Genomic DNA, 18,439 nt, shown 5'->3' with positions numbered 1-18,439 from the left:
TTGGTTATGACATGGATCAAGTGAGCGATTTGATCCGTGTATTGATATGTTGATAGAAGAATTTTTATGAATTGTTTGATAAGTCAGTTAAGAGATTACGAGGTTGGATATTCGCATCAATCACATTGTAAAAGGCATTTGAAGTATCATTCACATCCCAAACGGCTAAGATGACATGATAACCGAGATGATCACTTGGAATAGTGATCGTGTGTGTTAGATTTGTGTCGGCATCTTTCCCGTGACCGTCTACCTCACCTATAAATTGAAATTCATCGCGGGATAATGGTTTGTTTGGATTCCAATTATTTTTCGTGATATAGTAATGCCATTTAGCTGTTTTATGCGCGGCAGTATAAGACCAAGTGAATTTCGTTGGACCAGTTGAAAGGTTTTGTTTTGTCCAAATAGTAGCAGTTTGTTTGTCTAATTCAAATCCTTTGACGCCATTTGCGGAAGCAATTTTTCCATCTGCAGGTCCACCATTTGGGAATCCTTTAGGTGCTTCTAGTGATTGTGGCTCAGTAATTATTTCACCGTATTTTTCAAGAGCTGCATGCCAATTCTTCTTACTGTCTAATTCTCCTTGATAGGCACGACTGATAGGTTTCTCCACATAACCGTGAGCATCCACATTAACTGTCGATAAGGCAGTTAAACCAGTTGTTGCTAAAACGAGACCTAATCCTACGACTAAACTTTTTTTCATCTTGATTCCCTCCATCAATTGCTTATTATGTGAAATAAATTTTTTCACAAAAATAGTATAAAACGATAGGAGAAGAGGGTTAAATATTGTTTGTTATTGCAACAAAAAAAGTATGGTTCCTAAAAAAGTACACTCAGTTCGCTATCATGAAAAAGCATTCGATAAAAGATAACTTCTTTCTGATACGCTCTTATTATTGATGAGTGGCAAAAGTGAAACGAAAAAGATCCCACGATGTTGAGCCTAGCGATACTAGAACTACCCATCGTGGGAAAGAATGAGCAAATGTTTTCAATAAACAGTAAAGAAAATGAAGAATGATTGATTGTTCAGTTAAAGAGAATCACATGGATTCATTTAAATCATTTAAGATACTACGAGGTTGGATATTCGCATCAATGACATTGTAGAAGGCATTTGATGTATCACTTACATCCCAAACTGCTAAAATCACATGATAACCTATCCGGTCATTTGGGATCGTAATGGTGTGAGTTGGACTCGTGCTAGCTTGCGCACCTTTTCCTTGGACTTCGCCGATCAATTGAAGTTCATTGCGAGAAAGTGGTTTATTCTGGTTCCAACCTGGTTTAGTGATATAGTAATGCCATTTACTAGTTGGGTGTGATTGCGTATACTTCCAAGTGAATTTTGTCGCTCCCCCTGTTAAATTTTGTTTAGTCCATAGACTAGAAGTTTGCTTATCTAATTCAAATCCTCTTGCACCATTTGCAGAAGCGATTTTTCCATCTGCTGGTCCACCTTTAGGGAATCCCTGAGGAGCTTCTAGTGATTGTGGTTCATTAATGATCGGACCATATTTTTGAACTGCGAAATCATAGCCAATGTTTTCTTTATCCAATTGACCTTGATAGGCACGGCTAATTGGCGAGATAACATAACCATGTGCTGAAACATTGACGGAAGATAATGTTGTCAATCCTGTCGTTGCTAAAACCAAACCTAACCCTAATAAAGAACTTTTTTTCATATTATAACTTTCCTCCAAATGATTTTTATGAAAAGGTTTTCTTTTCATGAATTTAGTATAACGGGGAGAACAATAAGCTTAGATTGTTTGTCTAGCATTACAACAAAAATAACATCTTCCGGTTCGTAATTGTTAATTAGCTTTGTTTTGTAAACTGCTTTCAATCAATGAATTTTTGAGATTACTAAAATATTCTTTAGCATTAGTCAAATCTAACCACTCAAAAAAACGAAGACCCTTTTCGATTTCCGGAATGGCTGAATGATCGCCATCTGCTAATCGATCCAAAGCCGCAAATAATTTATACTGGGCAAGATCAATTGACTGTTTGTGATTTTGCGTTAATCTTTTCAGTTCGCATAGAAAAAGTTTTCTAAGAATCGCAGAATGACGGTTAAATGAGAGGCGTAAACCATTTAGAATAAAATTAGAGAAAAGTTCTGAATAGTAGGTAGCGTCTATGTACGTTTTCATTTTTGATACACTGGTTTGAAAGAGATGGATGATGTATTGATCATCAAAAATAAACAAACAGTTTGAAAAAATCGTTAGTTCAAAATGTCCCCAGGTTTCAATTTTTTCAAGATAATTTTTGATCACAAAAATTTCTTCTTCTATTTTCAAAGTGGTATCAGTATGGTTGTAGAGGTAGTTCATAATCAATTTTCGTTGGGCATAAATCAAACGATAGTAGATGCTGCCTGTTTTTTCGTATTCGTTTAGTAGTTCTAATTCTTGTTCGTGAGTGATTTTTTTGGATGAGATGAGATAGTTGGTTAATTTTTGTTTATTCGTAAGTGAATTGCTATTAAGAAGAAATTGATACTCTTCTAAAGTAATGTTCATTCGTTCAAGGTAGTTAACTAATAGTTCAAAACTGATCTTTGTTCCTCTTGATTCAAACGCAGCAAGGGTTCCTCGTTGTGAGATACCTCGTGTCAACTGTTCTTGTGTTAAGCCACGTTCTTTTCTTAACTTACGAATCAGAGACGAATGGTTAGTCATATCTTTATCCTCCTAGTGTTTTTTTATATATATTGTTGATGTTTTTTTAAATATATCACAAATGTAATAAAATTTAAATAAAGCGTCATTTTTGCGCGCTTTTAAAGAAAAAGTGCGTAATCGATTATTTGGGTGTTGCAATACTATGCAAATAATTGTAATCGTTTTAATTGATGGTGTAATATGTTATGTAATAAAGAATAATGGAGGCGGTTTGATGAAGAAAAAACTAGTATTATTTTCTGTAGGCGTGTTTAGTGCAATAGTAAGTGGAGGTACGACGGTTTTTGCAGCTGATGCAGCAGACACAATGCCTGACCTCGCGAATAAACAAATTGCAGTCGGATACTATCATAACTGGCAAGCGGAACAAGGCGCAGGCTATCAAGGAGGTCGTCCAGCCGACATTGATTTGGCCAAAATAAATCCTTTTTACAATGTAGTGACGGTTTCGTTTATGAAAGGAGAAGGGATTCCTACTTTTAAACCTTATAATATGACGGATCAGGCCTTTCGTGAAAAAGTAGCAACATTGAATGCGCAAGGGCGAGCAGTCATTATTTCTCTAGGAGGAGCAGATTCACATATTGAATTACATCGCGGCCAGGAACAAGCTTTTGCGAATGAAATCATTCGGTTAGTAGAAGTATATGGCTTTGATGGATTAGATATTGATTTGGAACAAACTGCGGTGGCTGCTGGGGATAATCAAACAGTCATTCCGGCGGCATTAAAAATCGTTCGTGAGCATTACAAGAAAGAAAACAAACATTTTATTATCTCAATGGCGCCTGAATTTCCATACTTAAGAACAAATGGGGCATATGTACCATATATTACAGCTTTACAAAATGAATATGACTTTATTGCCCCTCAATTGTATAATCAAGCAGGCGATGGGATTAGTGTTGGGACGGAATGGATTGCCCAAAACAATGACAATAAAAAGTATGAATTTTTGTACGGGATTTCAAAATCATTTAATGAAGGAAGCGGTGGCTTTATCCAAATTCCGGCAAGTAAACTAGCTCTAGGGATCCCAGCTAACGAAGATGCCGCAGCGAATGGCTATGTTAAAGATCCTTCAAAGGTCTACCAAGTGTTTGAACAAATGACAAAAGATCAAACGCCATTAAAAGGAATCATGACATGGAGTGTCAACTGGGACGAGGGCAGAAATAAAGCTGGGATTGCCTATAATCAGTCGTTTGCGAATGCTTATCAAGGATTGTTCAAAGAGCAAGTACCAGATACTGAGAAACCTTCTAAACCAGAAAATTTAAAAGGAACTGCAACGCAATCAAGCATTTCATTAAGCTGGTCAGCTTCTACTGATAATGTGCGTGTTTCTCATTATAATGTTTATCAAAACAAACAACTTATTGGCACTAGTAACACAACCAATTATACGGTGAGCAACTTATCCCCTGACACAACCTATTCATTTACGGTTGAAGCAGTCGATACATCAGGAAATCGCTCAACATCGTCTGATGTATTAACGATCAGAACACAAGCTGGTTCACAATTACCAGCCCCTTCGATGCCAACTGGTTTAGTAGTAAAAGGTGTATCGCAAAACTCTGTGACACTCGGTTGGTCTGCAAATGATCCGAAAGAAGAGGTCATCGGCTATGAAATCTATCGAAATGGCGTGCTATTAACAACCACGATGACACCAGATTTTATAGACAAGGGATTAATGTCTGATACGACATACACTTATCAAATCGCAGCAGTCAATTCTTCTGGTATTTCTAAGAAAAGTCAACAAGTGACAGCGAAAACGACAGCAGATAATCAAGCAGAAGAATGGAAAATTGGGAAATTATATAATATTGGTGATATTGTGACCTATAAAGGAAATCTTTACCGTTGTCGTAACATCCACATGGGACAAATCGGTTGGGAACCTGATGTGGCTTTAGCATTATGGCTGAAGATCAGTTAATAAAGTTAACAAAATAAAAAAAGAGTCAGAGTGCAGTATGTCAGGGCTATTACAATGAGGATGTAATGAGGACATAGACATATAAGGCGCACTCTGATTTTTTTACATAAAATTGTCAGAATCAAAATATAAGATAAGCCACGCAACCATTTTACATGCTCTGATCTAAATAGTTATTTTCAGTTGTTTAGGATGAGAGAATAAACAAAAGAAGAAAACACACAGTTCAATCTGAATTCTGGTGTTTTCTTCTTTTATCATTTAGTAACGATCGTACAAAAGTGATGGGACAAACGATGCAACCCATATCGCTGGAATAAAAATAACTGAAACATTAATTAAAATGGCGGTGTAACAGACCACATATTCTAGCCCCCCTTTCTAGTTGATTCAATGATTATTTATATGATAATTATAACGCTTTGAATGACATAAAATTAAAATGTATCTTAATACAACAATGTCAAGTGTTAAACAAACTGTTAAAACGGGAAAAATAGTTTTCAACATTTAGAGTATCTATACTATAATAGTTACTATCAACTATTTGGAGGAATATCAATGAAACAAAAAATTGCAGTTTTAGGCCCAGGCTCTTGGGGGACTGCTTTAGCGCAAACCTTAGCAGAAAACGGACATGACGTTCGTATTTGGGGAAATGTTCCTGAACAAATCGATGAAATTAATCAGTATCATACAAATAAACAATTTTTACCTAACCTAAAGATTTCCGAAGCGATTATCGGTTATAAAGAATTAGCAGAAGCAGTGAAGGATGTCGATGCGGTTTTATTCGTTGTACCAACGAAAGCCATTCGTTCAGTTGCTCAAGAATTGATTGAGAAAATGAATACTAAACCAATCATCATTCATGCAAGTAAAGGGTTAGAGCAAGGAACACATAAACGCATTTCTGAAGTTATTGCTGAAGAGATTCCAGAGGAAAAAAGAAAGGCAATCGTCGTGCTTTCTGGACCAAGCCACGCGGAAGAAGTTGCTGTTCATGATATTACGACCATTACTGCTGCAAGTATTGATCAGCAAGCGGCAATCTATGTGCAAGATCTGTTCATGAATGATTATTTTAGAATTTATACGAATAATGATGTCATCGGAGTTGAAACGGGTGCGGCTTTAAAAAATATCATTGCTATCGGTGCTGGTGCCATCCATGGATTAGGTTTTGGTGATGATGCAAAAGCGGCGATCATGACTCGAGGATTAGCGGAGATTAGCCGTCTAGGAGTGGCAATGGGTGCCAATCCATTGACATTTATTGGCTTGAGTGGTGTAGGTGACTTGATCGTGACTTGTACAAGTGTTCATTCTCGTAACTGGCGAGCAGGAAATTTGCTTGGTCAAGGACATAAATTAGAAGAAGTACTTGAGAATATGGGAATGGTGGTTGAAGGAGTCTCTACCACTAAAGCTGCGGTTGAATTAGCGGAACAACTAGGGGTAGAGATGCCGATCACACAGACAATCTACAATGTATTATATAATGGAGAAGACATCAAACAAGCAGCCAAAGAAATCATGTTGCGAGATGGTAAAATAGAGAATGAATTTTCATTAAGCTAAGGGCTTATATTGAAATGAGAGGACGGGGTGTATGAAAGTTAAGAAAGCAATCATACCGGCAGGTGGTTTAGGTACGCGTTTTTTACCTGCGACAAAAGCAATGGCTAAAGAAATGCTTCCTATTGTTGACAAACCAACGATCCAATTCATTGTTGAAGAAGCATTAAAATCTGGGATTGAAGATATTTTAATTGTTACTGGGAAAGAAAAACGTCCTATCGAAGATCATTTTGATGCTAACCTTGAATTGGAATTAAATCTGCGTGAGAAGGGAAAACTCGATTTATTAAGTACCATCAAGGAAACGGAAGCTGTTAATCTTCATTTTATCCGACAATCTTACCCCAAAGGATTAGGGCATGCAGTTCTTCAGGCCAAAGCATTTGTAGGAGATGAACCATTTGTTGTCATGTTAGGGGACGACTTGATGGTGGATCAAGTCCCTTTGACAAAACAGCTAATGATGGACTTCGAGGAAACTCATTCATCAACGATTGCAGTGATGGAAGTTTTGCCAGAAGATACAGGAAAATATGGAATCATTGATCCTGGAGAGGAAGAAAAAACTGGGTTATATCGAGTAAGAAAAATGGTAGAAAAACCTACTCCTCAAGAGGCGCCTAGTAACCTTGCCATTATTGGACGCTATTTATTAACACCAGACATTTTTCCAATACTCGAAACGCAAACACCAGGTGCGGGCAATGAAATCCAATTAACGGATGCGATTGATACATTAAATCGCCATCAAAAAGTCTATGCAAGAAATTTTAAAGGGCGACGATATGATGTTGGTGATAAATATGGTTACATGCGAACCAATATTGATTATGGGTTACAACATCCAGAAATCGGCGCTGCCCTTAAAGAGTATCTGATACAACTTAGTAAAGAGTTATAATTTCTAAACTAAGGTACTTTTACTTGGTCTTATCTAGTTCGTTGCTTAAATTTTAGTAAAATACTTTTTGTTAGCTATTAAAATAAACGTCATTTTTCTTATTATGTAGTAATATAAAAGAGTTATGGCAAAATTGACTTTTAAATACAGAAAAGGTGTGTAGCTTTGTATGGGAAAATTGATTACAATCGGTCAAACACTTCTTGATGGATTGAAATGGCTGATGGAAGGAAATAACTGGTTGTTTTTGACTCCATTGGTGCTAATTTGTGGATATGTTTTCATTCAAATGGCTAGAAAAAAAGAGAAATTATTGATTTTTATCTGGTATTTAGCAACAATTTCTATTTTAAGTGTTATGCTTGAACTTGCTTTAGGTGCGTGGGAAGCTATGATTTTTGCTTTGATATTTATCATAGGTTATTTCATCATCTTTATCCCTTATTTCTTTAGAGGCGTTCATATCGGCAAAAAAGGCAGACACACGGCTTCTCATCGCAGAACAAAACGATCAGATAAACGCTAAAAGCAGTGAGTTAAGAAAGTTGATCCATGTAGCTTGCAACTACGGTTATTGCTCGATTGAGTTTTTCGTTAGAACAAAGCAATCGCTGGTTAAATCCATTTTATTTGGATGAGCGGTTGCTTTTTTGTCTGGTTTTAGGGTCTGAGTATACCATTTAAGGAATAGGAGTTAGCAAAAAGCAGTAGGGGAGAGTCATCCTGGTAGGCTAAACAAAAAATGATCATGACATGTCTAATTGTGGACGGCAAATTTATTTATTTAAGTAGATATTGGCTGTTATCATTGTTAAAAAATAAATCTAAAAACAAGAATCCTATCGTGATAGGATTCTTGTTCAGTTAAAAAAGTTGATTTATATGTCAAGAAAACAGACCGTGTTTTTTTTATTTTTTCGGACTTGCACTTGTCTGATAGATTACTTAAAATGATTGAAGATAGAAACAGCAGAATAAAAAAAGGCTCCCTGATAGTTAGCGGCAACTAACTATCAGGGAATGACCAGTCACACGTATACACCCTGACCGATCATTTGCCATAGTCAATGCAAGGCATCGACCGTATTTATTGTACCTAATTTCTGGGGAGATTTCTACCCTTGTGTCGGTTTTTCGATGGTCGGTAGCTCGTTTATTTACTATGTCAAGGTATTGGGCAGTATGCTCAATGCCTTTTTTTATCTTTTATTTTCAAGCAAAAGGTTGATACGTCTTAACTGATTTCTTTTTTTATGTTTTAGCGCACTTGCTGTTTTTGTTGTGAAATTAAAGGTGGAGAAATAAATGAGTTTACGCTATTTTGATTATTATCAGCAACTAGAAAAGAAATTAAGAATCGAAGAACCCTTGATGGTTCAAGCTGCTTCTTTAATTGCTCGTCAAGTTTCATTAGGTGGACGTTTACAAATCTTTGCTAGTCGTACACTAAGCGGGATAGCATTTGAGTTTTGGGAACATTTACCTGAAATGATACCGGGCAAGTTAATTGAAAATCCGGCAAATGGGATATATGAAACTTTGGAAGGAACAGGAAAAGCGATCATTGATCAGCTCTCTGTCAAACAAGCAGATATTTTTCTACTTCTTTCCAATGAAGGCAGGGATCCAAGTATTGTGGAGCTAGCTCAATGGATCAAGTCAAATGGTCATTTACTGATTATTGTTACTGGATTTGATCTCTCGCGAAGTATCAAATCACAACACAGTAATGGGTTGCGACTGTTTGAATTTGCTGACCTAGTATTGGATAACCATGCACAAATGAATGATACCGCTTTATCATTGTCAGAAGTTGAGCTTGCTCTTTGTGATAGTTCCTCTATCGCTACCATATTACTATTGCAGCAAACCCTATATTTTACAGTCTGCCAGCTGATTCGTTAGGGAACGTAAAAATAGAATGAATGGAAACATTGCCTTGAAGTAGATGAAAAAGGGACACCTTTGAATAAAACTAGGAACATTCGGCGATTTCTAAGTGTTAGTGTAAAAAGTAGAGCAAGGTAACATCTTTTTTCAATAGTTAAAACAAGCAAAATATCACAAAGAAGAGACAAAAAAGAATTCACTTGAATTCTTTTTTGTCTCTTAATACACGTTGATGAAAGAGTCTTCCCCAAAACTCTTTACATTGCAATTATAGTACATTAGTTATGATTATTGCAATGAAGATTGTTTATAGATTAAAAAAAGTCTGAAGCAGCTATTTTTTCTAATACACTATCTGTTTTTTTATTCGTTTTTTTTCGGATAAATAATGAATAAAAAATTCTATTTATATCGAATGTTGAAAAAATATACATATTTTAAAAATGATAAAATATAATTGGTTTTTCTTCATAAATAATAAAACAAGTAAAGATATCATATGAAACTAATTGATTATATGCTTGCATCACAAAATACAAGAGAGTTATTTAACTTTTTTGGTTGTTTTTAACAAAAATAAAAAAGATTGCTTTAATAGATAATTAATGTGTTTAGCGTTTTTTTGCTGTATAATCTAATCTGATATTGATTGTTTTATTCATAAAAAATTAAAGATAGAAAGGAAGACTTCATAGTGAAGAAACAAGTGTCTTCGGGGAAATCCAAACGGGATCTCACAAAAATGACGACACCTCATACTTATGTCATCATTTTTGGAGTGGTCATCCTTGCTTGGTTGCTGACATTTATTGTACCAGCAGGAAAATTTAGTACACAAGATATCGAATACCAAGATGCAAATGGAGAAACAAGTACGCGAACTGTATTACGCCAAGATTCATTTCGTTATGCTTATGCCTTGGATCGCTCCTATGTATTTGATCAATTAGAGAAGTTACAAAATGATCCGACGGAAAGAGAGAAATTAAAAGTCCCTGAAAAAGGGTTAGAAGAAGTGATTTCTGAAGGTGAAAAGAAATTAACGCAAGAAAAGTTAGATGAAATCTCTTTAACAGATGATGTACTTTATGACCAATTTGGAGAACGCATTTATGATACTTCAAAAAAACTCCATAAAACGGCTCGAGTATGGGGGACCGACGATTTTGGTGGTTTCGGATTTTTGAATTTTGTCTTTGAAGGATTAGTCTCAGGAGACAAGTATGGATCGGCTGTCGGAATCGCTGCACTTATTTTAGTTGTTGGTGGTGCTTTTGGAATTATCATGCGCACCGGGGCAATTGATGCAGGGATCTATGCTTTCATCAGTAAGACAAGGGGACTGGAGCGTTTAGCCTTACCGCTATTATTTTTTGCTTTTTCATTCGGTGGCGCGACATTCGGCATGGCAGAGGAAGTCATTCCTTTTTCTATGGTGATGGTCCCATTTGTGATAGCTCTTGGTTATGACTCGATCGTTGCAGTAACAGTCACGTATGTCGCCTCTCAAGTCGGAAATGCGACTTCCTGGATGAGTCCGTTTAGTGTAGCAGTTGCTCAAGGGATCGCTGGCATTCCAGTGTTATCGGGTGCGACGTTCCGATTGATCATGTGGGTCGTTATCACAGCGTTATCTGCTGGCTATTTGATGATTTATGGGGAGAAAATCCGTAAAAACCCTGAAAGCTCATTGACGTATAAATCAGATGATTATTTCAGAAGTCATTTGAAAAAAACAACCGACGAGAAAAAAGCGTTTATGTTGGGACACAAATTGATTTTACTTGAAATGCTCATCGTATTGGTTTGGATCGTTTGGGGTGTTACGCAAGAAGGGTATTATATCCCAGAAATTGCTTCACAATTTTTTGTTATGGGATTAGTCGCAGGGATCATTGCAGTAATCTTCAAATTGGATGGCATGCGGATCAATGATATTGCCTCTTCTTTCCAATCGGGTGCTGCTGATCTAGCTGGAACAGCAATCGTTGTAGGGATGGCAAAAGGGATCTTATTAGTATTAGGTGGCTCAGATGCTTCTGTTCCTTCTGCTTTAAACACCATTCTACATGGTATCGGTACAGCTTTAGCAGGAGTACCAGCGGCTATCGGAGCGTGGGCAATGTATATTTTCCAAAGCCTGTTTAATTTAGTCGTGACATCCAATTCTGGTCAAGCGGCGTTAACGATGCCAATCATGGCACCACTTGCTGACTTAGTAGGGGTCTCTCGTCAAGTAGCTGTATTAGCTTATCAATTAGGCGCTGGATTTATGGATGCCTTTACCCCTGTATCAGCTAGTTTGATTGGTGTCTTAGGTGTTGCACGTATCGAGTGGGCAAAATGGGCAAGATTCCAAATCAAAATGCAAGGATTCTTTTTTGTCCTAGGTACTATCTTTATCATGATTGCGATAGCAATCGGCTTACAATAGCGAAGCAATAAAGTTAAGGCTAGTGAAGAATACACGAATCGTGTTTTTTCTGATGACAGAGGAGCTCGATGCTTTTTCAAACTTACTAGCCAAAAAGTTGACTTATAGAAAGCAAGCCGAAGAGACTGAAAATAGTTTGTCTTATTTTCATTATTCTTCGGCTTTTTTATACTAAAAATAGTTACTTTTGAAACAAAGAAAACCAAAATATCGGTATCAGAAAGGATGAAGTCAAATGAAAATCATTCGTCAAATTGAGGTCTATGCACCAGATTATTTAGGGGTCATGGATGTATTGATTGCCGGGGATAAAATTATTGCGCTTGAAGAAGCGTTGACCGGTGGCTATGCTGAGTTAGAAGTGGAAGAAATTTCCGGTAGTGGGAAAGTGTTGACACCGGGCTTTATTGATTGCCATTTTCACCTTTTAGGTGGAGGTGGAGAGGGCGGTTTTCAAAATCGTACGCCAGAAGTAACTTTAAGCCAATTGACGACAGCGGGTGTAACAACAGTTGTTGGGTGTTTGGGAACAGATGGTGAAGGTCGTGACATGACTGCGCTTATCAGTAAGGCAAAAGGCTTAGAAGCAGAAGGAATTTCAACTTACGTCTATGAAGGTTCTTATCGGTTACCACTCAAAACGGTTACGGACTCAATCATCAAAGATTTTTTGACAATTGATAAAATCATCGGAATTGGCGAAATTGCTGTTTCTGACCATCGATCATCTCAGCCTACATTTGAAGAATTTTCTCGAGCAACTGCTGATGCCCGAGTAGGAGGTATGTTGTCTGGTAAAGCTGGTATCGTCAATGTCCATTTAGGTGGAGGAAAACGTAAACTAGAGTTATTAACACGGGTAGTTGAGGAAACCGAGATTCCGATTACGCAATTTTTACCTACCCATGCCAACCGCACGCCAGAACTTTTAACAGCTTGTATCGAATTTGCGAAAAAAGGTGGGACAATTGACTTCACAGCGAGCGAAGATCCTGATTTTTGGGAACGAACAGATGGGGAAGTCCGCTTTAGTAAAGCTTTAAAACAGTTGATCGAAGCTGGAGTTTCCCTTGATCATTTTACAATGTCATCTGATGGACAAGGAAGTTTACCTTACTTTGATGAAAAAAATCACTTTCTTGGTATGGGTGTCGGAAGCGCAAAATCACTACTGGTAGGTATCAAAGAAGCGGTAGAAAAAGAAGAGATTCCACTTGAAGTAGCCTTGCGAGCAATCACAGTCAATCCCGCTCGTGTGTTAAAGCTGGAGCGAAAAGGAACAATCAAAGTAGGGAACGATGCTGATTTATGTATACTTGACAAAGAAACCTTAGCCATCGAAACAGTGATCGCCAAAGGACAAGTAATGGTTGAAAACAAAGAAGTTAAAGTGTGGGGAACCTTTGAAAAAACGATCTAAGAGCATACTGTTTGTCTGTTTTTCAAGTTGATGATACCCTGATAATAGTTAGATAGTTAGAAATGAGAAATTCAAGGGAGGAATTAAGATGGCAGATTTAAAAGGACGTTCTGAAGATGCAAAAGACAAAGTAGTTGGTAAAGGAAAAGAAGCTTACGGTAAAGCAACAGATGATAAAAGCAAAGAAGCAGAAGGAAAAGCACAATCACTTGGTGCAGATATCAAAGAAAAAGCTCGTAATTTAGGCGATGATATCAAAGAAGGCTTTGAAGATGTCAAAGAAAAATTCTCCAAAAAAGATGATAAAAAATAGTTTCTCCAAAAGAGAAGTTTGGTTAAAACTTTGAGAATGATCCTCTGGTTTTGTCCAAAGCGAGTTCTTAAGGAAGATTGATTGTAAAAGACGATAGATTGGTTTATTGTGTTTTGCACCTCTTATAGTTAGTAAACGAACTTTTGAGGTGCGTCACGATACCAATTCTACCGTCTTTTTTAGTATGCGTTCCAGCAAATCTATCGATGTACTCTCTCGAATTATGATAAGTATAATTATAAGTCAATGAACTTAATAGAGCTTTGAAGTGATTTGTAGTAAGAAAGCTTTTATTGAGATCGAAAATCCTACTATAGTTATTTCTAAAAATATGGTAAAATAGACGGAGTATGTTTGTAACAGAAGAACGGATAAAAGTAGACAGTTTGTTAAATTGAGACTGTTTTAATCAACGACTTGAGGCAAGATTGGTTGTGCTGTATAAAACCAGGCTTTTTTTCTTGAAAATAGCAGATGCTAGCGATTTATCTAATTTGTTGTATAATGATGGGGAGTAGTCGAATCCATTGCTTTCGACTTTTGTGTTAAAAATAATCGATTCATCGCTTTAATGAAACTTATTCAAAAATGGCAGAAGATAAACAAGAGGACTGTCAATCAGCTGCTTTTTCTTGCTAAGCAATAGAAGAAGTCAGCTAAAATTTTGTGAGTTGCTCATTGAGATGAATCATCTATTTAGTTAAAGAAGAGAATCGATGTCTTTAAACTTGGGCATCATAAGAAGAGGTGAAATTTGTGAGTACCATTAAAATTATCCCTTTAGGCGGCGTACGTGAAAATGGAAAAAATATGTACATCGCTGAAGTGGGAGAAGATATTTTTGTTTTAGACTGTGGTTTAAAATATCCTGAAAACGAATTGTTAGGTATTGATGTAGTCATTCCTGACTTTACGTATCTGGAAGAAAACATTGATCGGGTAGCGGGAGTCTTTTTGACACATGGACATGCAGATGCGATCGGAGCGTTACCTTATTTACTTTCTAAGCTCTCTGTACCAGTATTTGGAACCGAGTTAACGATCGAGCTTGCTAAATTGAGTGTGGGACGAAATGATGCAGCAAAAGGTTTCAAAGATTTCCATGTAGTCGATGAACACACGGAGATTGATTTTGGCGAGACGATCGTCAGCTTTTTCCGAACCACCCACACGATTCCAGACTCAGTCGGGATCAACTTGAAAACCAAAGAGGGCAGTATCGTCTACACAGGCGATTTTAAATTCGATCAGACAGCTATTCCAATGTATCAAACTGATTATGCTCGTTTGGCAGAAATCGGTAAAGAAGGCGTATTGGCATTACTTAGTGAATCAGCGAACGCTGAAAACCCAGTTCCTGTAGCATCAGAGCTACAGATTGCGGATGAAGTCTTCGATACGATCAAGTATTGGGAAGGTAGAATCATCGTTGCTTGTGTGGCAAGTAATCTACAGCGGGTTCAACAAGTCTTGGATGCAGCCGAAAAGGCACAAAGAAAAGTAGTATTGACAGGGCAAGATTTTGAGCGGATCATCCGAACAGCAATGCGTCTGGAAAAACTACAACTTCCGAGTGAAGATTTGCTTGTGACCTTGAAGGACATGAAGAAATACAAACCAGAAGAAATCATCATTTTAGAAACTGGACGGATGGGTGAACCAATTAAGTCATTGCAAAAAATGGCCAATAAAACCCACCGTAATATCAAAATCGAAGAAGGCGACTTAGTCTATATCACAACTACTCCAAGTATTGCGATGGAAACGATGGTAGCTAAAACAGAAGATATCATTTATCGTGCAGGTGGTACGGTCAAATTGATCTCTGAGAACATGCGAGTGTCTGGACATGCGAACCCTAACGATCTTCAGTTGATGCTTAATTTGATGAGACCAACTTATTTTATTCCTGTTCAAGGTGAATATCGTGAATTAGCTGCTCATGCTGATTTAGCTCATGCCGTCGGGATCCCTTACAAAAACATTTACATCACAGGACGTGGTGATGTGTTGGAATATAAAAATAAACGGATGAGTGTCGCTGGAACGATCAGTGCTGAAAATGTGATGATCGATGGTTTAGGAATTGGTGATATTGGTAATATTGTGTTACGTGACCGTAAAATCTTGTCAGAAGATGGTATTTTTGTAGCTGTAGTTACTATTAGTCGCCGTGAAAAGAAAATTGTCTCAAAACCACAAATCACATCTCGCGGTTTCGTTTATGTCAAAGCTAGTCGTGATTTGATGAAAGAAAGTGGGACGATGATCGAAGAAATCGTGGAAAAACACTTGGAAAGTAACGACTTTGAGTGGAGTAAATTAAAACAAGACATTCGAGATCAATTAGGACGCTACCTATTTGAACAAACAAAACGTCGTCCAGTGATTTTACCAGTGATCATGGAAGCAACACAACGTAGAGGCAAAAAATAATTGAAACAATAATGGTGTGGAAAAGGTCGTAATCTTTTAAAGAGGCGACTTTTCCATACCATTTTTTGTATCAGTTGAACCAAAGTTCTTGCTCGTTCTTTTTTTTCTATTTTTTTGTAAAATAAAAGAGAAGGAAATGGAAGGAAGATAGTAGATGAAAACAAAAGTAGAAGAATATTTAGAAAAAGAAAGAATTTCTTACGAAGCTCTGACATTTAATCAGACAGAATGGAATGATTTTCAAAAAATACTCAAGCAAAAACAGATTGATCAAAACAGTGTTTGTAAAACATTAGTTTTGAAAGGGGATAAAACAGGTGTAATCATTGCTGTTGTTCCATTGTCGGAACATTTAGATTACAAAAAAACCAGGAAAATTTCTGGTGATCACAAAGTCGGTTTTCCCGGAATGGATTTTGTGATGGCATCTACTGGTTATCCACATGGTGCAAATACACCGATCGGCATTTATCGTAAACACCCAGATTATCTTTTTTTAGTTGATGCATCTTTCAAAGAAAAGCAAATGTTGGTCATGTCAAGTGGCGAAATTGGCAGAAGCATTAAGATCGCTAGAACAGACTTCGAAAAAATAGTTCCTTTTACGTATGCAGAGTTAGTGGAGTAGCGTACTTAGAGTGGTTTGAGCTGATTTGCCACTTGGTACAAACTGTATTATCTGTTACAATGATTACGTATGTACTGTACTATTATTTAGGATTATTCTCTAAATGAAATCGGTTTATTTAATGTATGAAAGAAAGTAAAAGGAGTGAGAAAAGTGAAAATTACTTATCACGGACATTCATGTGTGTCGATCGAAATGAAAAATGGTGAACGCTTGATTATCGACCCGTTTATTACAGGCAATCCGTTAACAGATTTAACAGTGGATAAGGTAGAAGTAGACTGGGTTTTAGTTACTCATGGGCACAACGATCATGTAGGAGACATGGTGCCGATTGCTAAACAAAATGATGCAACGATTATCAGCATTGTTGAGATTACAAATTATGCGGAACAGTTAGGTGCCAAAGGACATGGGATGAATATTGGTGGAAAATATGAATTTCCATTTGGGATCGTAAAATTTGTTCCTGCCCAGCACAGCTCAAGTTATGAGGTAGCTGGCACACCGCTTTATATGGGCGAACCTAGTGGGATTGTGATCCAAGCAGAAGGAAAAACGATCTATCACGCAGGAGATACCGCTGATTTTAGTGATTTGGCTTTACTTGCCGAACAATTTACCATTGACGTTGCCTTTTTACCAATTGGTGATAATTTTACAATGGGACCAGAAGATGCAGCGAGAGCAGCAAAACGGATTGGCGCTAAGCTAGTCGTTCCTATCCATTACAATACATTTCCTGTTATCCAACAAGATCCTCAACTATTTATTGAGAAGTTGGCAGGGAACGAAGGAAAAATAATGAGCGTTTCTGAAACGCTGGAAGTGTAGGTTAAAGATATGGCGACGAAACATGACTTGATTTTAGAATATATCGAAAGCTTACCGGTTGGAAATCGTATTTCAGTCAGAAGTATAGCAAAAGAATTAAACGTAAGTGAAGGAACGGCCTATCGTGCCATCAAGGATGCTGAAAATATCGGATTAGTTTCAACGATCCAACGTGTCGGAACAATCCGGATTGAGCGGAAATTGAAAAAACATATTGAACGACTGACGTTTGGGGAAGTCGTCAGGATCATTGAAGGAGATGTATTGGGAGGCGCAACAGGATTAGACAAAGTATTGAATAAATTTGTGATCGGTGCGATGACGAAACATGCGATGGAACGCTATATCACACCAGGATCACTGATGATCGTCGGTAACCGCTCGGAAGTTCAAAAATTAGCTTTAGAAGATGGAGCCGCCGTGCTGATTACTGGTGGATTTGACACTACCCCCGAGATTGCTCGCTTAGCAGACAAATTAGCGATGCCGATTCTTCGTACGACTTATGATACCTTTACCGTAGCAACGATGATCAACCGTGCTTTGAGTGATCAATTGATTAAAAAAGACATTATGCTTGTCAGTGATATCTATATGTCAGCAGAAAAGACACACTACCTGCTACAAACAGATACGATCGCCGATTATCAAAAACTATCAGAGGAAACGCACCATTCACGATTTCCAGTAGTGAACCGTCACATGCGCTTGATGGGAATTATTACTGCTAAAGATGTACTTGGTAAAGCAGATACACAAGTAATTGAGCGGGTCATGACAAAAGACCCGATCAGTGTGAAAAAAACCATGAGTGTTGCTTCTGTCAGCCATCAAATGATCTGGGATGGTTTAGAAGTCATGCCAGTCGTTTCGGATGATTTGACACTTGAAGGGCTGATTACTCGGCAAGATGTGATGAAAGCCATGCAGTTAGTTCAGCGACAACCGCAAATTGCAGATACGATCTCTGACCAAATCTCAGGAGGAATCCAAACGATCGATCGAGACCGAGACGGGAATCTTTTGGCAAATCCAAAGTTTAAATTTGTGGTTACCCCTCAAATGGTCAATGGGGTCGGTACGATTTCATTTGGTGTATTAAGTGAGATCCTTTCTGATGTTGCACAAAAAACCATGGTATTAAATCAACGCAGAAATATCATGATCGAACAGATGAGTCTCCATTATCTGCGTTTAATCCAACTTGAAAGCGAATTGGATATTCGTCCAAGAGTGCTTGAAATTGGTCGGAGATCAGCCAAACTAGACATTGAAGTATATATCGAAAATACGATCGTTTCCAAGGCAATCGTTGTTTGCCAAGTAATGGAACGTTCATAGAAAGC

15 protein-coding genes are annotated in these 18,439 nt (G+C 37.5%); 12 read left to right on the top strand and 3 right to left on the bottom strand.

Going from position 1 to position 18,439, the window contains the following annotated elements:
- Nucleotides 1-64: 64 nt before the first annotated feature.
- From IGK21_RS10370 to IGK21_RS10360, 3 genes are all read right to left on the bottom strand, one after another.
- Nucleotides 65-709 carry a lytic polysaccharide monooxygenase gene (locus tag IGK21_RS10370; RefSeq protein WP_034700590.1) on the bottom strand — a complete coding sequence of 215 codons (645 nt, stop codon included), beginning with the start codon at nucleotides 707-709 and terminating at the stop codon, nucleotides 65-67.
- A 343-nt stretch (nucleotides 710-1,052) separates the two neighbouring features.
- Nucleotides 1,053-1,700 carry a lytic polysaccharide monooxygenase auxiliary activity family 9 protein gene (locus IGK21_RS10365; protein WP_010737182.1) on the bottom strand — a complete coding sequence of 216 codons (648 nt, stop codon included), beginning with the start codon at nucleotides 1,698-1,700 and terminating at the stop codon, nucleotides 1,053-1,055.
- 132 nt (nucleotides 1,701-1,832) lie between these two features.
- Nucleotides 1,833-2,705, bottom strand: coding sequence for a helix-turn-helix domain-containing protein (locus tag IGK21_RS10360; protein WP_053766334.1), 873 nt, complete (start codon nucleotides 2,703-2,705; stop codon nucleotides 1,833-1,835).
- A gap of 217 nt (nucleotides 2,706-2,922) precedes the next feature.
- Between IGK21_RS10360 and IGK21_RS10355 the strand changes: the two genes are divergently transcribed.
- From IGK21_RS10355 to IGK21_RS10300, 12 genes are all read left to right on the top strand, one after another.
- Nucleotides 2,923-4,656, top strand: coding sequence for a fibronectin type III domain-containing protein (locus tag IGK21_RS10355; protein ID WP_034700588.1), 1,734 nt, complete (start codon nucleotides 2,923-2,925; stop codon nucleotides 4,654-4,656).
- A gap of 561 nt (nucleotides 4,657-5,217) precedes the next feature.
- Nucleotides 5,218-6,237 (top strand): NAD(P)H-dependent glycerol-3-phosphate dehydrogenase, encoded by a 1,020-nt coding sequence (locus tag IGK21_RS10350; protein WP_034700587.1) that lies wholly within the window; start codon nucleotides 5,218-5,220, stop codon nucleotides 6,235-6,237.
- A 31-nt stretch (nucleotides 6,238-6,268) separates the two neighbouring features.
- A complete protein-coding gene (galU, locus tag IGK21_RS10345; protein WP_034700586.1) occupies nucleotides 6,269-7,138 on the top strand; it encodes a UTP--glucose-1-phosphate uridylyltransferase GalU in 870 nt (289 codons plus the stop codon).
- Between the two features lie 169 nt (nucleotides 7,139-7,307).
- Nucleotides 7,308-7,664 (top strand): hypothetical protein, encoded by a 357-nt coding sequence (locus IGK21_RS10340; RefSeq protein ID WP_010720747.1) that lies wholly within the window; start codon nucleotides 7,308-7,310, stop codon nucleotides 7,662-7,664.
- A gap of 779 nt (nucleotides 7,665-8,443) precedes the next feature.
- Entirely contained in the window at nucleotides 8,444-9,043 is a 600-nt protein-coding gene (locus tag IGK21_RS10335) for an SIS domain-containing protein (RefSeq protein WP_010737187.1), read from the top strand.
- Between the two features lie 679 nt (nucleotides 9,044-9,722).
- The gene (gene yfcC / locus IGK21_RS10330) at nucleotides 9,723-11,462 is read left to right on the top strand and encodes a putative basic amino acid antiporter YfcC (protein ID WP_010720745.1); all 1,740 of its coding nucleotides are present in this window, start codon (nucleotides 9,723-9,725) and stop codon (nucleotides 11,460-11,462) included.
- Nucleotides 11,463-11,697: 235 nt separating this feature from the next.
- Nucleotides 11,698-12,882, top strand: a complete 1,185-nt coding sequence (iadA, locus tag IGK21_RS10325; protein WP_034700585.1) for a beta-aspartyl-peptidase — start codon at nucleotides 11,698-11,700, stop codon at nucleotides 12,880-12,882.
- Between the two features lie 88 nt (nucleotides 12,883-12,970).
- Nucleotides 12,971-13,195, top strand: coding sequence for a CsbD family protein (locus IGK21_RS10320; RefSeq protein ID WP_010720743.1), 225 nt, complete (start codon nucleotides 12,971-12,973; stop codon nucleotides 13,193-13,195).
- A gap of 756 nt (nucleotides 13,196-13,951) precedes the next feature.
- The gene (locus tag IGK21_RS10315; protein ID WP_034700583.1) at nucleotides 13,952-15,631 is read left to right on the top strand and encodes a ribonuclease J; all 1,680 of its coding nucleotides are present in this window, start codon (nucleotides 13,952-13,954) and stop codon (nucleotides 15,629-15,631) included.
- A 154-nt stretch (nucleotides 15,632-15,785) separates the two neighbouring features.
- The gene (locus tag IGK21_RS10310; protein ID WP_034700582.1) at nucleotides 15,786-16,259 is read left to right on the top strand and encodes a YbaK/EbsC family protein; all 474 of its coding nucleotides are present in this window, start codon (nucleotides 15,786-15,788) and stop codon (nucleotides 16,257-16,259) included.
- 153 nt (nucleotides 16,260-16,412) lie between these two features.
- Nucleotides 16,413-17,093, top strand: a complete 681-nt coding sequence (locus IGK21_RS10305; protein ID WP_010720740.1) for a metal-dependent hydrolase — start codon at nucleotides 16,413-16,415, stop codon at nucleotides 17,091-17,093.
- A gap of 9 nt (nucleotides 17,094-17,102) precedes the next feature.
- A complete protein-coding gene (locus tag IGK21_RS10300) occupies nucleotides 17,103-18,434 on the top strand; it encodes a DRTGG domain-containing protein (RefSeq protein WP_034700581.1) in 1,332 nt (443 codons plus the stop codon).
- Nucleotides 18,435-18,439: the final 5 nt, after the last annotated feature.

Source organism: Enterococcus sp. DIV1421a, assembly GCF_051711025.1.
GTDB classification, from domain to species: domain Bacteria; phylum Bacillota; class Bacilli; order Lactobacillales; family Enterococcaceae; genus Enterococcus_B; species Enterococcus_B hirae.
This window is presented reverse-complemented; position numbering and strand designations above follow the sequence as displayed.

What these genes read in the sequence shown, in the direction of transcription:
- IGK21_RS10370 (WP_034700590.1), bottom strand. Translation starts at nt 709, where the DNA reads ATGAAAAAAAGTTTAGTCGTAGGATTAGGTCTCGTTTTAGCAACAACT.
- IGK21_RS10365 (WP_010737182.1), bottom strand. Translation starts at nt 1,700, where the DNA reads ATGAAAAAAAGTTCTTTATTAGGGTTAGGTTTGGTTTTAGCAACGACA.
- IGK21_RS10360 (WP_053766334.1), bottom strand. Translation starts at nt 2,705, where the DNA reads ATGACTAACCATTCGTCTCTGATTCGTAAGTTAAGAAAAGAACGTGGC.
- IGK21_RS10355 (WP_034700588.1), top strand. Translation starts at nt 2,923, where the DNA reads ATGAAGAAAAAACTAGTATTATTTTCTGTAGGCGTGTTTAGTGCAATA.
- IGK21_RS10350 (WP_034700587.1), top strand. Translation starts at nt 5,218, where the DNA reads ATGAAACAAAAAATTGCAGTTTTAGGCCCAGGCTCTTGGGGGACTGCT.
- galU (WP_034700586.1), top strand. Translation starts at nt 6,269, where the DNA reads ATGAAAGTTAAGAAAGCAATCATACCGGCAGGTGGTTTAGGTACGCGT.
- IGK21_RS10340 (WP_010720747.1), top strand. Translation starts at nt 7,308, where the DNA reads ATGGGAAAATTGATTACAATCGGTCAAACACTTCTTGATGGATTGAAA.
- IGK21_RS10335 (WP_010737187.1), top strand. Translation starts at nt 8,444, where the DNA reads ATGAGTTTACGCTATTTTGATTATTATCAGCAACTAGAAAAGAAATTA.
- iadA (WP_034700585.1), top strand. Translation starts at nt 11,698, where the DNA reads ATGAAAATCATTCGTCAAATTGAGGTCTATGCACCAGATTATTTAGGG.
- IGK21_RS10320 (WP_010720743.1), top strand. Translation starts at nt 12,971, where the DNA reads ATGGCAGATTTAAAAGGACGTTCTGAAGATGCAAAAGACAAAGTAGTT.
- IGK21_RS10310 (WP_034700582.1), top strand. Translation starts at nt 15,786, where the DNA reads ATGAAAACAAAAGTAGAAGAATATTTAGAAAAAGAAAGAATTTCTTAC.
- IGK21_RS10300 (WP_034700581.1), top strand. Translation starts at nt 17,103, where the DNA reads ATGGCGACGAAACATGACTTGATTTTAGAATATATCGAAAGCTTACCG.